This window comes from Thermus caldilimi, assembly GCF_004684245.1.
GTDB classification, from domain to species: domain Bacteria; phylum Deinococcota; class Deinococci; order Deinococcales; family Thermaceae; genus Thermus; species Thermus caldilimi.
The window spans coordinates 318044-330985 of record NZ_CP038452.1 but is presented as its reverse complement, the minus strand read 5'-3'; the positions used below and the strand labels follow the sequence as shown (position 1 = coordinate 330985).

At 63.9% G+C, this 12942-nt stretch carries 13 protein-coding genes and 1 pseudogene; 10 read left to right on the top strand and 4 right to left on the bottom strand.

Translation table 11 applies throughout. The annotated features are described in order from the left end of the window. Positions 1-2: 2 nt before the first annotated feature. The 4 genes and pseudogenes from EBI04_RS13105 to EBI04_RS01595 all read right to left on the bottom strand — a co-directional run bounded on the left by EBI04_RS13105 (position 3) and on the right by EBI04_RS01595 (position 3329). The gene (locus tag EBI04_RS13105; RefSeq protein ID WP_015716877.1) at positions 3-167 is read right to left on the bottom strand and encodes a hypothetical protein; all 165 of its coding nucleotides are present in this window, start codon (positions 165-167) and stop codon (positions 3-5) included. 9 nt (positions 168-176) lie between these two features. Continuing rightward, positions 177-1061 carry an alpha/beta hydrolase family protein gene (locus tag EBI04_RS01605; protein WP_135255762.1) on the bottom strand — a complete coding sequence of 295 codons (885 nt, stop codon included), beginning with the start codon at positions 1059-1061 and terminating at the stop codon, positions 177-179. 42 nt (positions 1062-1103) lie between these two features. Continuing rightward, positions 1104-1978: pseudogene (speB, locus tag EBI04_RS01600) on the bottom strand (agmatinase). Between the two features lie 25 nt (positions 1979-2003). Continuing rightward, positions 2004-3329: a M20/M25/M40 family metallo-hydrolase gene (locus EBI04_RS01595; protein ID WP_135255761.1), complete on the bottom strand. Its 1326-nt coding sequence runs from the start codon at positions 3327-3329 to the stop codon at positions 2004-2006. Positions 3330-3346: 17 nt separating this feature from the next. Here EBI04_RS01595 and mglB point away from each other — a divergent pair, with 17 nt between their 5' ends. The 10 genes from mglB (at position 3347) to EBI04_RS01545 (ending at position 12940) form a co-directional block, all read left to right on the top strand. Next, positions 3347-3838: a GTPase-activating protein MglB gene (mglB, locus tag EBI04_RS01590; protein ID WP_135255760.1), complete on the top strand. Its 492-nt coding sequence runs from the start codon at positions 3347-3349 to the stop codon at positions 3836-3838. Between the two features lies 1 nt (position 3839). Then, complete coding sequence (gene mglA / locus EBI04_RS01585) at positions 3840-4427, top strand: GTPase MglA (protein WP_135255759.1); 588 nt, start codon at positions 3840-3842, stop codon at positions 4425-4427. Between the two features lie 170 nt (positions 4428-4597). Next, entirely contained in the window at positions 4598-4702 is a 105-nt protein-coding gene (locus EBI04_RS01580; protein ID WP_105317922.1) for a cytochrome c oxidase subunit 2A, read from the top strand. Between the two features lie 3 nt (positions 4703-4705). Next, positions 4706-5212 carry a cupredoxin domain-containing protein gene (locus EBI04_RS01575; RefSeq protein WP_135255758.1) on the top strand — a complete coding sequence of 169 codons (507 nt, stop codon included), beginning with the start codon at positions 4706-4708 and terminating at the stop codon, positions 5210-5212. Between the two features lie 3 nt (positions 5213-5215). Next, positions 5216-6904, top strand: coding sequence for a b(o/a)3-type cytochrome-c oxidase subunit 1 (locus EBI04_RS01570; protein WP_135255757.1), 1689 nt, complete (start codon positions 5216-5218; stop codon positions 6902-6904). A gap of 65 nt (positions 6905-6969) precedes the next feature. Further along, entirely contained in the window at positions 6970-7455 is a 486-nt protein-coding gene (locus EBI04_RS01565; protein WP_135255756.1) for a hypothetical protein, read from the top strand. Then, complete coding sequence (locus EBI04_RS01560; protein ID WP_135255755.1) at positions 7452-8609, top strand: MFS transporter; 1158 nt, start codon at positions 7452-7454, stop codon at positions 8607-8609. Before EBI04_RS01565 ends, EBI04_RS01560 begins: the two co-directional genes overlap by 4 nt. Before the next feature lie 71 nt (positions 8610-8680). Next, on the top strand, positions 8681-8950 hold the full coding sequence (rpsO, locus tag EBI04_RS01555; protein WP_028493281.1) for a 30S ribosomal protein S15: 270 nt from the start codon (positions 8681-8683) through the stop codon (positions 8948-8950). Positions 8951-9007: 57 nt separating this feature from the next. Continuing rightward, positions 9008-11152 carry a polyribonucleotide nucleotidyltransferase gene (gene pnp / locus EBI04_RS01550; RefSeq protein WP_135255754.1) on the top strand — a complete coding sequence of 715 codons (2145 nt, stop codon included), beginning with the start codon at positions 9008-9010 and terminating at the stop codon, positions 11150-11152. Positions 11153-11209: 57 nt separating this feature from the next. Beyond that, complete coding sequence (locus EBI04_RS01545; protein WP_135255753.1) at positions 11210-12940, top strand: ribonuclease J; 1731 nt, start codon at positions 11210-11212, stop codon at positions 12938-12940. Positions 12941-12942: the final 2 nt, after the last annotated feature.

Here is a 12942-nt window from a genome sequence, read left to right as displayed (position 1 = left end):
GGCTATTCTAACCGAAGGAGGAAGCCAAGGACCAGCCAAAGGGCAGCCAGCAGGAAGAAGGGCCAGGTGCGCCGCACCCCCAGCAGGCGGGCTAGAAGGCCAAAGACCACGCTGCCGAAGGCAAGGGCGAAGAAGAGGGCCTCGAGGTTCTCAAAAAAGGCCTGCATGGCCCAAGGTTACCGCAAGACCCGCCCGAAAAAGGCCAGGACCCTTTGCCGGAACGCCCGGTCCACCGGACCGCGGAAGAGGTGGCCCGCCGGGTAGCTAAAGCATTCCACCGGCTTCCCCAAGGACTTAAGCCTGCGGCAAAGCTCCCATGACCACTCCGGGGGCACCTGGGCGTCTTGGGTCCCGTGGTGGACGCTGAAGGGCACGGAAAGCCTGTCCAGGTAGGTCCAGGCGGAAGCCTCCTCCAGGGTTTTGGGAGGAAGGGTGAGAAGCTCCCGGCCTCGAGTACCCCCCGACCAGTAGCGGATTCGCTCCAGATTCCGCCTCTCGTCCCCGCTCATGCTCCCGTAAAGCACCACGCCCTTCAGGCGGGGATCCACCAGGGCCACCAGCTGGGCAATCCCCCCACCCATGGAGTGGCCGAAGAGGCCGATGCACCGCCCATCCGCCTGGGGCAGGACGCCCTTGCGCACCTCGGCCAGCAGGTTCAGCACATCCACCGCATAGACGTGGCGCAGGCCCATGGCGGGCCTCCCCTCCGAGGGGGGGTGGCCCCGGTAGTTGGGGTGAAGGACCAGGTACCCTGCCTCCGCCAAAAAGTCGGCGTAGGGAGTGGTGTAGGCCAGGGTCCGGTAGCGGCTCGGCTCCACATACCCGTGAAGCACCACCACCACGGGAAAGGGCCCCTGGCCCAAAGGCAGGTTGGCAAATCCGTACACCCGAAGCCCATCGGAAAGATAGGAGAAAAGCACCCGGGTGAAACGGGGGTTTCTCTCCAAGACCCGTTCCACCCGGAACCCCCCCTCCCCATAAGCCCTCTCCCAGAGGTCGGGCAGGGTGAGGGGCTGGGCCAGGCCCACCCCCAGGAGGAGCACGCCCAGGAGCCAGGGCATCCTGTTCCCAGGCTACCGGCAGGCGGGGGAAGGAAATGTAGCCTACAGGCCCCTGGCCTCGAGCCACCCTGCCTGCAGGCCCTTCAGGCCAATGGCGTGATAGACCAGCTGGGCCGCGGTCATCTCCGCATGGAACTGGCCGTTGGGGGAAAGCTCCACGAAGTCCATGCCCACCACTTCCTTTTCTCGGAAGACCGCCTCCAGAAGGTCCACCACCAGGCGGTAGGAAAGCCCCCCGGGCAAGGGAGTGCCCACGCTGGGCATAACGCTGGGATCCAGGGCGTCAAAGTCCAGGCTGATGTACACCCTCTCCCCCAAGGCCTCGAGGATCTCCCTTAAGGGAAGGCCCTCGCGGTGCAGGCGGTGAGCGGGGAATAGGGCCACCCCTTTCCCCCTGGCCAAGGCCAAGGAATCCTGATCCATGGCCCGGATCCCCACCTGGACCAAGGGGAAACCCTCCCCCAGCAAGCGGAAAAAGGGCGAGGCATGGGAGTACACCGAGCCTTGCCACTCAGGGTAAAGGTCGGCGTGCGCATCGATGTGGAGAAGGGAAAACGCCCCCAAGGCCTCCCGGTGGGCCTGGACCAGGGGGTGGGTGATGGAATGGTCCCCCCCAGGGCCACCAGGAACTTGCCCGCCCGAAGATGGGCGAGGGCGGCTTCCCGGATCAGAGCGTGGCTTTCCTCGGCGCTTCCCGCCACCCAGGGCACCGGCTCCGCCGCATGGATGCCCACCTCCTCCGGGGCCACCTCGAGCTCCAAGAGAAAAGGCTCCAGCTCCCGGCTGGCCAGCAAGATAGCCTCAGGGCCCCGCCTCGCCCCCGGCAAGAAGGAGAGGGAAAGGTCGTAGGGCACGGGCAGGACCACCACCCGGGCCTCCTCGTAAGGGGTATCCCGCTCGCCAAAGAAAAGACGCATACCCCTAAGAGCCTAGCAGATGGCGCTAGCTTCCGAGAAAGTAAAGCTCAAGAAGCCGGAGTAGGGCCAGGGTGCCCCGCTCAAAATCCCGGATGCGGATGTGCTCGTTAGGGCTATGCACCCGGCTTCCCGGATACCCTACCCCCAATCCCACCGCCGGGGCTCTTAGGTGGTGCAGAAAAGGATGCATGGGACCGGACCCCGCCATGTTGGGGTAAAGCACCGCCTTCGCCCCAAAGGCCTCCTCTAACGCCCTCCGGGCAAGGCCCACAAAGGGATGAGAAAGATCCGAGCGTGCCGGGTGCTCTCCCTTCTCCAGGACCACCACTTCCACATCGTGGAAGCCTTGGGCCTCAAGGTACCGCCTCAAAAGCTCTGGGATCTCCTCCGGATCCTGGTCGGGTACCAGGCGGAAGTCCAGCTTGGCAAGGGCCTCCGCCGGCAGCACGGTCTTGGAACCCGGGCCCCCGTAGCCCGAGTGGAAACCGTTTACGTTGACGCAGGGCTCCGCATAAAGGCGCTGGTTGAACTCCAGGTTCCTGGCCCCGCCCAGGAAGTCCCGCACGCCGAAGGCTTCCTTCAGCGCCTCCGACTCATCGGGGATCTCCGCCAGCACCTCCATCTCCTTGGGCGAAAGGGGACGGACCCGGTCGTAAAAGCCCGGGATGAGGACCCTCCCCTCTTCATCCCTAAGGCTGACGATGGCCCGGCTCAGGCGGTAGATGGGGTTCTCCACCACCGCCCCGTAGGAGGAGTGCAGGTCAAAGGCAGCGGTGCGCACCCGAAGCTCGAGGGCCACGATGCCCTTGAGGCCCGCATACAGGTAGGGGCGCCCCTTGGCGTCCACCCCCCCTGCCTCCCAGACGATGGCCCCGGACTTCAGGAGGTCCTTTTTGTCCCTGACGTAGTCCGCGAGGTGGGGGCTTCCCACCTCCTCCTCCCCCTCCACCACGAACTTCACCCGGGGAAGAAAACCATGCTTTTCCCGGAACAAGCGCAGGGCCATAACCCTGGCCACCAGCTCCCCCTTGTCGTCATGGGTACCCCGGCCAAACCAGAGGCCGTCGCGTTCCACCAGGCGAAAGGGCTCGGTTTCCCATAACTCCAAGGGATCGGGGGGCTGAACATCGTAGTGGTTGTAAAACAAAAGGACCCTTTCCCCCTCACCCCCCTCGGCGTAGACCACCGGGGGCCCATAACCCCGATGGAGCTCCGCCTCAAGGCCTAGGTCCCGAAGCACCTCGGCCACCTTGGCCGCACCCTCCTCGAGGGCTCTTCCCTCGGCGCTCACCGTGGGCAAAGCTACCAGCTCCTCCAATAGCGCCCTGGCCTCTTCCAGAAACGACCTCATGGTAGACTGAGCATACTATGGTGGAACCTTCCCTGGTCCTCTACGGGACCCTGTACCAGCGGGCCATGGACGTGCTGCAGGAAACCCTGCAGGAAACCGGGGCCCGCTATGCCCTCTTCATTGACCGCAAGGGATTCGTCCTGGCCCACAAGGAGGCCCTCTGGGCCCCCAAGCCCCCGCCCCTGGACTCCCTGGCCACCCTGGTGGCGGGAAACGCCGCCGCCACCCAAGCCCTGGCCAAGCTGCTGGGAGAGGTACGCTTCCAAGAGGTGGTGCACCAAGGGGAACACACGGGGCTTTATGTGGACGAGGTCGGTGAGGTGGCCCTCCTGGTCCTGGTCTTTGACGAGAACGCTCCCTTGGGCAAGATCAAGCTCCACGGGAAGCGGGCGGCGGAAACCCTGGCCCGCCTGGCCGAGGAAGCCCTGGCCAACCCACCCAAATTGAACCTGGACACCCAGTACCGCGAGGAGGCCAAAGCCCTGCTGGACGAACTCTTTGGCAACTAGCATGAGCACCATCAACTTCGCCAACCGCGAGATCAACTTCAAAATCGTGTACTACGGCCCGGGGCTCTCCGGAAAGACTACCAATCTAAAGTGGATTTATAGCCGAATCCCCGAAGGCCGTAAGGGGGAGATGGTCTCCCTGGCCACCGAGGATGAGCGCACCCTCTTCTTCGACTTCCTCCCCCTGGAGCTGGGCGAGGTCAAGGGTTTCAAAACCCGCTTCCACCTCTACACCGTCCCCGGCCAGGTCTTCTACAACGCCAGCCGCAAGCTCATCCTTAGGGGCGTAGACGGCATCGTCTTCGTGGCCGACTCCGCGCCCAACCGCCTTAGGGCCAACGCGGAGAGTATGCGCAACATGCGGGAGAACCTGGCGGAGTACGGCCTAAAAGTGGAGGATATCCCTGTGGTGCTCCAGGTGAACAAGCGGGACCTACCCGATGCCCTGCCCGTGGAGATGATCCAGGCGGTGGTGGACCCCGAAGGACGCTTCCCCGCCTTTGAGGCCGTGGCCACAGAGGGAAGAGGGGTATTTGAAACCCTGAAGGAGGTGAGCCGCCAGGTGCTGGCCCGAGTGGGAAGCACTTAAGGATCTCCCTTCCCAAGGGGCGAGGCATCAGGCCTCGCCCCTATCTTCTTGAAAGGAGCCCCCATTCCCTCAGCACCTTCTCATGTAGGGACAAATGTACTTCACCCTTTTCTCAGCCTTGGGCTAACATGGGCCCCGTATACGGCAACCCGCCGTAAGGGAGGAAGGGTATGGAGGAAAAACCGGTCGGTGCAATGGGAGTGATAGTGGTTCTTACCCTCACCATCCTCGTCTTCTGGCTGGGGGTATACGCCATCTTTTTCGCTAGGGGGTAGGGTATGGTGGACGAGCACAAGGCCCACAAAGCGATCCTTGCCTACGAGAAGGGGTGGCTGGCCTTCTCCTTGGTCATGCTGGTGGTTTTCATCGCCCTCATCGCCTACACCCTGGCCACCCACAGCGCCGGGGTTATCCCTGCGGGCAAACTGGAGCATGTAGATCCCACGAAGGTGCGCACCGAAGGCCCCTGGGCCGATCCCGGTCAGGCAATAGTGCAGACCGGTCCCAACCAGTACACGGTTTATGCCCTGGCCTTCGCCTTCGGCTATCAGCCCAACCCCATAGAAGTGCCTAAGGGAGCTGAAATCATCTTCAAAATAACTAGCCCCGACGTCATTCACGGCTTCCACGTGGAGGGCACCAACATCAACGTGGAGGTGCTCCCCGGGGAGGTGTCCACTGTGCGCTACACCTTCAAGAAGGCGGGCGAATACCGCATCATCTGCAATCAATACTGCGGCATAGGCCACCAGAACATGTTCGGCAAGATCGTGGTAAAGGAGTGAGCTATGGCGGTGCGCACATCCGACATCAGCCGGGTCTACGAGGCCTATCCAGAGAAGAAGGCCACCCTCTACTTCCTGGTCTTGGGCTTCATTGCCGTAATCATCGGGAGCCTCTTCGGCCCCTTCCAGGCGCTGAACTACGGCAATGTGGACGCCTACCCCCTGCTCAAGCGCCTGCTGCCCTTTGTCCAGTCCTACTACCAGGGCCTCACCCTGCACGGGGTGCTGAACGCCATCGTGTTCACCCAGCTCTTCGCCCAAGCGGTAATGGTTTATCTGCCCGCCCGAGAGCTCAACATGCGGCCCAACATGGGCCTCATGTGGTTCTCCTGGTGGATGGCCTTCGTCGGTCTGGTCATGGCCGCCTTGCCCCTTCTGGCCAACGAGGCCACGGTGCTCTACACCTTCTACCCTCCCCTCCAAGGCCACTGGGCCTTCTACCTGGGGGCTAGCGTCTTCGTCCTCTCCAGCTGGGTGAGCATCTACCTGGTCCTGGACCTCTGGCGGCGCTGGAAGGCGCGAAACCCCGGCAAGGTGACCCCTCTTGCCACCTACATGGCCGTGGTCTTCTGGCTCATGTGGTTCATCGCCTCCATCGGGTTGGTATTGGAGGCGGTCCTCTTCCTCCTGCCCTGGTCCTTTGGCCTTATCAAGGGGGTGGACCCGCTCATCGCCCGCACCCTCTTCTGGTGGACGGGCCACCCCATCGTCTACTTCTGGCTCCTCCCCGCCTACGCCATCATCTACACCGTGTTGCCCAAGCAGGCAGGGGGCAAGCTGGTTTCCGACCCCATGGCCCGCCTGGCCTTCCTCCTCTTCCTCCTGCTCTCCACGCCGGTGGGCTTCCACCACCAGTTCGCTGACCCGGGCATCGACCCCACCTGGAAGATGATCCACTCCGTCCTCACCATGTTCGTGGCCGTTCCCAGCCTGATGACCGCCTTTACCATTGCGGCCAGCCTGGAGTTTGCGGGAAGGATGCGGGGGGGTAAGGGTCTCTTCGGCTGGATCAAGGCCCTGCCCTGGGACAACCCCGCCTTCGTGGCCCCGGTCTTGGGACTGATCGGCTTCATCCCCGGAGGGGCCGGCGGTCTGGTGAACGCCAGCTTCACCCTGGACTACGTTGTCCACAACACGGTCTGGATCCCAGGCCACTTCCACCTGCAGGTGGCCAGCCTGGTGACCCTCACGGGCATGGGCTCCTTGTGGTGGCTCATCCCCAACCTCACGGGCAAGCCCATCTCCGACGCCCAGAGGCGGCTCGGGCTGGCGGTGGTCTGGCTCTGGTTCATCGGCATGATGATCATGGCCATTGGCCTCCACTGGCAAGGCCTTCTCAACGTGCCCCGCAGGGCCTACATCTCCCAGGTGCCGGACGCCTACACCTATACGGCCATTCCCATGGTCCTGAACATCATCGCCGGCATCGTCTTGCTGGTAGCCCTGCTCCTTTTCATCTACGGCCTCTTCAGCGTCCTCCTGGGCCGGGAACGCAAGGCAGAGCTGGCCGAGGCTCCGGTACCCTTCGCCGAGGTCATCTCCGGACCCGAGGACCGTCCCCTGGTCCAGGCCATGGACCGCATCGGGTTCTGGTTCCTGGTGGCGGTGATCCTGGTGCTTCTGGCCTATGGCCCCACCCTGGTCCAGCTCTTCAGCAACCTGAACCCGGTGCCGGGGATGCGCCTCTGGTAGATCATGGGTGGCGCAAGGGCCGGAAGTTTCCGGCCCTTGACCTTTTTGCCACAAAGGAAAAGGCTATGGGCGTGGGCTTTATCCCTGGCCGGAGCCTCCCTTGGGTGGTGGGCCTCTCCCTTCTTCCCTTCTTCCTGCAATTTCTAGGACTGGGCTTGGGGGATAAGCTGGGCCAGGGGCTTTGCGGAAGCGCCCTGGGGGTTTCCGAAGCTGAGGCCGTCATGTACGGGTTGGTGAACGAGTACTACCTTTACGGCCAGCTCTTTTTGGTCCTCCTGGCCTTGAAGGTAACCTATGCCCTGGCCCTTTGGGTCCTCCGCTTCATGTACCCAGTTAGGGACCCTCCCTTCGCTCCCCTGGTCTGGAAGCTTGGGGTAGGGCTTTCCGGGGTTTTCCTCCTCCTTTTCCTGGCCACCCGCACCCTGCCCTTGCCCTTTCGCACCCCGTTGGGTCCTGCCCTCCTCTCCCCCGCTCCCCTGGACCCCCTTTCCCTCATCATGGTTCTACCTGAGCCTTTCCTGCTCTGGCTCTATTTTCGCCATCGTCCATGAAACTTCCTCCTTTGGTTTACCTTTTGGGGCTGGTCAGCTTCCTGATGGATGTGGCCAGCGAGATGGTCTACCCGCTTTTGCCCCTATTCCTCGCCAGCCTGGGCGCAGGAGCCGGGGCCATCGGTTTGGTAGAGGGAGTGGCCGAGGCCACCGCCAGCCTCTTCAAGGTGGTGGGGGGAAGGATTTCGGATCGGGTAGGCCGCCGGAAGCCCCTCCTGCTTGCGGGCTATGGCCTTCCCGCTTCTTTAAGACCCATCCTGGCCTTAGCCTCGAGCCCCTGGCACGTCCTCCTCTACCGCTTCCTGGACCGGCTTGGCAAAGGCTTGCGCACCGCACCCCGGGATGCCCTTCTGGCGGAAAGCGTGGACAAAAGCGCTCTGGGACGGGCCTACGGCCTTCACCGGGGCCTGGACACCCTGGGGGCCACCGTGGGGCCCTTTCTGGCCTTCCTTCTCCTGCCCCACGTGGGAGTGCGGGGCGTGTTTTGGCTTTCCGCCATTCCCGCCTTTCTGGCCGTGCTGGCGCTCCTTTGGATCCGGGAAGCCAGAAGGGTAAGGGTAGCCACGGACCCCCTTCCACCCCTTCGGCTTGGCTACCTAAAGACCCTCCCTGCCGCTTACCGGCGCTTCCTTCTGGTTTCCAGCATCTTTGCCCTCGCCCTTTCCTCCAACGCCTTCCTTCTCCTTCGGCTCAAGGACCTAGGCCTCCCGCAGGAGCAAGTCACCCTGGCCTACACCGGCTACAACTTCCTCTATGCCCTTTTGTCCTACCCCCTGGGTGGGCTTGCGGACCGGGTGGGGTTGAGGCGGGTGGTGGCCTTGGGATTTGCCCTTTACGCCACGGTCTACCTGGGTTTCGCCTGGGCTGAGACGGCGTTTTGGGGCGTGGCCCTTCTGCTTCTTTACGCCCTGTACTCGGCGGCCTTTGAAGGGGCAAGCCGGGCCTACCTGGCCACCCTGATACCCCAGGAAGCCAAGGCCACCGCCATCGGCCTCTACCACACGGTGGTGGGGATTCTGCTCCTTCCAGCCAGTTTGATCTTCGGTTTTCTCTGGCAAAGTTATGGGCCTGAGCTGGCCTTCGGCATGGGGGCGGGTCTGGCCCTTTTGGCTCTCCTGCTTTTCCTGCTTGACGGAAGGAGGGCTAGGCCCTAACCTGATAGAGGCCCTTTGGGGCCTCGAGGAGGAAGGGGCCAAAAGCGTCTTCCCCCCTGACGGAGGTAGAGATGCCCATCAGCAAAGAGGAAAAGCAAAAGGTCATACAGGAGTTCGCCCGCTTCCCCGGGGACACGGGGAGCACCGAGGTGCAGGTGGCTTTACTCACCTTGCGCATCAACCGGCTTTCCGAGCACCTCAAGGTCCACAAGCACGATCACCATTCCCACCGTGGCCTTCTCATGCTGGTGGGACAAAGGCGCAGGCTTCTCCGCTACCTGGAGCGGGAAGACCCCGAGCGCTACCAGGCCCTGGTTGAGAAGCTGGGCCTCAGGAAGTAAACTGGTATCCAGGTCGGGGGCGGGGCCTTAGGGCTCCGCCTTTCCCTTGAGGAAACTATGCCGGAAGCCACACCCAACACCCCACAGGCCCATAGGTACGAAACCCAGGTGGCTGGCCGCCCCCTGGTGTTGGAGACGGGGAAATACGCCAAGCAGGCCTCGGGCTCGGTCCTGGCGCGCTACGGCGACACCGTGGTCCTGGCCACCGCCCAAGCCTCGGAGGAGCCTATAGAGGCGGACTTCCTTCCCCTCACCGTGGAGTTTGAGGAGCGGCACTATGCGGTGGGCAAGATCCCGGGAAGCTTCATGCGCCGGGAAGGCCGCCCAGGGGAAAAGGCCATCCTCTCCGCCCGCATGACCGACCGGCCCATCCGCCCCCTCTTCCCCAAGGGGTTCCGGCACGAGGTGCAGGTGATCGTCACCGTGCTCTCCGCGGACCAGAAGAACCCCCCGGACATCCTGGGGCCCACGGCGGCCAGCGCCGCCCTCATGCTCTCGGACATTCCCTGGGAAGGCCCGGTGGCCGCGGTGCGGGTGGGGCTCATCGGGGGGCAGTTTGTCCTGAACCCCACCCTGCAGGGGCTGGAGGAGAGCACCCTGGACCTGGTGGTGGCGGGAAGCCGGGATGCCATCCTCATGGTGGAGGCCGGGGCAGGAGAGGTGGACGAGGAAACCCTGGTCCAGGCCCTGGAGTTCGCCCACCGGGAGATGCAACCCATCCTGGACCTGCAGGAGGCCATGGCCCAGGCCTTGGGCAAGCCCAAGATGGCCTGGACCCCACCGGAGACCCTCAGTGAAGAGGAAAAGGAAGCCTTCTACCGCTTGGCCCTGGAGCGAGGGCTTTCCGCCGTCTTGCAGACCGCCAGCAAGGGGGAAAGGAGCCGGGCCCTCGAGGCCTTCGCGGAAGCGCTGATCCTCGAGGCCCTGCCCAGGCTGGAGGACGGCACCCCGGACGAGAGCAAAAAACCTCTTTACGAAAGCGCCTTTGACGAGGTGGTGCGCAAAGAGCTCAGGCGCCTCGTGCTGGAGGAAAGCAAGCGGGCAGACGGCCGGGGTCCCAAAGACCTCCGCCCCATCTGGATCGAGGTGGACGTCCTACCCCGCGCCCATGGCTCCGCCGTCTTCACCCGAGGGGAAACCCAGGTGCTGGGCACCGTCACCCTGGGCACGGGCCGGGACGAGCAGATCATCGACGACCTGGGGATTGACGAAACGGAAAAGTTCCTGGTGCACTACAACTTCCCTCCCTTCTCCACCGGGGAGGTCAAGCGCCTGAGGGGGGTTTCCCGCCGGGAGGTGGGGCACGGCAACCTGGCCAAGCGGGCCCTTAAGGCGGTCCTGCCTCCCGAGGAGGCCTTCCCCTACACCATCCGCGTGGTGGGGGACGTGCTGGAGTCCAACGGCTCTAGCTCCATGGCCACGGTCTGCGCGGGCTCCCTGGCCCTGATGGACGCCGGCGTGCCCGTCCGCGCCCCCGTGGCCGGGGTGGCCATGGGCCTGGTGTGGGAAGGGGAGCGGGCGGTGATCCTTACCGACATCCTGGGGCTTGAGGACGCCCTGGGGGACATGGACTTCAAAGTGGCGGGCACCCGAAAAGGGGTCACCGCCCTGCAGATGGACAACAAGGTGGGCGGGCTTCCCCGGGAAGTGCTGAAGGAAGCCCTTATGCAGGCCCGTGAGGCCCGCATGAAAATCCTGGACCTCATGGAAAGCGTCCTCCCCACCCCGCGCCCCGAGCTCAAGCCCTTCGCCCCCCGCATCCTCACCCTGAAGGTGCCGGTGGAGAAGATCGGCCTCGTCATCGGTCCTGGGGGCAAGAACGTCCGCGCCCTCGAGGAGCTCGGGGTGGAAGTGGACATCGAAGAGGACGGAACGGTGCGCATCTACTCCAGCGACATGGAGGCCGCCCAAAAGGCCAAGAAGCGCATAGAGGAGCTCACCATGGAGGCCAAGGTGGGCGAGATCTACGAGGGCACCGTGACCAAGATCACCCCCTTTGGCGCCTTCGTGAGCCTGTTCCCCGGCACCGAAGGGCTCCTCCACATCAGCCAGATCGCCCCCGGCCGGGTGGAGCGGGTGGAGGACCATTTAAAGGTGGGGGACGTGATCAAGGTCAAGGTGCACCGCATCGACGAGCGGGGGAAGATCGACCTGATCCGGCCCGAGCTGGAGGGCAAGATCCCCCCCAGGCGGCGCAGCTAGCCCTGGGGGGTTTTCCTTAGGACAAGATCCCGGCCAGGCCGGGAAGATGGGAGGTTTATGGAAAACCAGGAACGCAAGCCACGAAAAAGACGGCGCAGAAGGCCATCGGACGCCGCTCCCCTAGGCCTTGGAGAGGGTAAGGACCACGTGGAGATCATCCCCCTAGGGGGGATGGGGGAGATCGGCAAGAACATCACCGCCTTCCGCTTTCGGGACGAGATCTTCGTGCTGGACGGGGGGCTGGCCTTCCCCGAAGAGGGGATGCCAGGGGTGGACCTCCTCATTCCCCGGGTGGACTACCTCATCGAAAACCGACACCTCATCAAGGCCTGGGTCCTGACCCACGGACACGAGGACCACATCGGGGGGCTTCCTTTCATCCTCCCCATGGTCTTCGGGAAGGAAAGCCAGGTGCCCATCTACGGGGCCAGGTTGACCCTCGGCCTCTTGAAGGGCAAGCTCGAGGAGTTTGGCCTCAGGCCGGGCGCCTTCAACCTCAAAGAGGTTTCCCCCGACGACCGCATCCAGGTGGGGCGCTACTTCACCCTGGACCTCTTCCGCATGACCCACTCCATCCCCGATAACTCCGGTCTGGTCATCCGCACCCCCGTCGGCACCCTCGTGCACACCGGAGACTTCAAGCTGGACGCCACCCCCATAGACGGCAAACTCTCTCATCTGGCCAAGTTGGCCCAGGCGGGGGCAGAAGGGGTCTTGCTCCTCATCGCCGACGCCACCAACGCCGAGCGCCCCGGCTACACCCCGAGCGAGATGGAGATCGCCAAGGAGCTGGACCGGGTCATCGGCCGGGCTCCGGGCAGGGTCTTCGTCACCACCTTCGCCAGCCACATCCACCGCATCCAGGCGGTGATCTGGGCGGCGGAGAAGTACGGGCGCAAGGTGGCCATGGAGGGGCGGAGCATGCTGAAGTTCAGCCGCATCGCCCTAGAGCTGGGCTACCTGAAGGTCAAGGACCGCCTCTACACCCTGGAGGAGGTCAAGGACCTCCCCGACCACCAGGTGCTGATCCTGGCCACGGGAAGCCAGGGACAGCCCATGTCCGTCCTCCACCGCCTGGCCTTTGAGGGCCACGCCAAGATGGCCATCAAGCCTGGGGACACGGTGATCCTCTCCTCTAGCCCCATCCCCGGCAACGAGGAGGCGGTGAACCGGGTCATCAACCGGCTCTACGCCCTGGGGGCCTACGTCCTCTACCCCCCCACCTACAGGGTCCACGCCTCGGGGCACGCCTCCCAGGAGGAGCTCAAGCTCATCCTGAACCTCACCACCCCCCGTTTCTTCATGCCCTGGCACGGGGAGGTGCGCCACCAGACCAACTTCAAGTGGCTGGCGGAGTCCATGAGCCGCCCCCCGGAGAAAACCCTCATCGGGGAGAATGGGGCCATTTACCGTCTAACCCGGGACACCTTTGAGAAGGTGGGCCAGGTGCCTTCCGGGGTCCTCTATGTGGACGGCCTGGGGGTCGGGGACATCACCGAGGAGATCCTGGCCGACCGCCAGCACATGGCCGAGGAGGGCATTGTGGTCATCACCGCCCTGGCCGCGCAGGACCCGGTGGTGGAGGTGGTCTCCCGGGGGTTTGTGAAGGCCGGGGAACGGCTTTTGGGCGAGGTGAAACGCATGGCCCTCGAGGCCCTGCGAAACGGGGTGCGAGAAAAGAAACCTTTGGAACGCATCCGGGACGACATCTACTTCCCGGTGAAAAAGTTCCTGAAGAAGGCCACGGGCCGGGATCCCATGATCCTTCCCGTGGTCATCGAGGGGTAAAT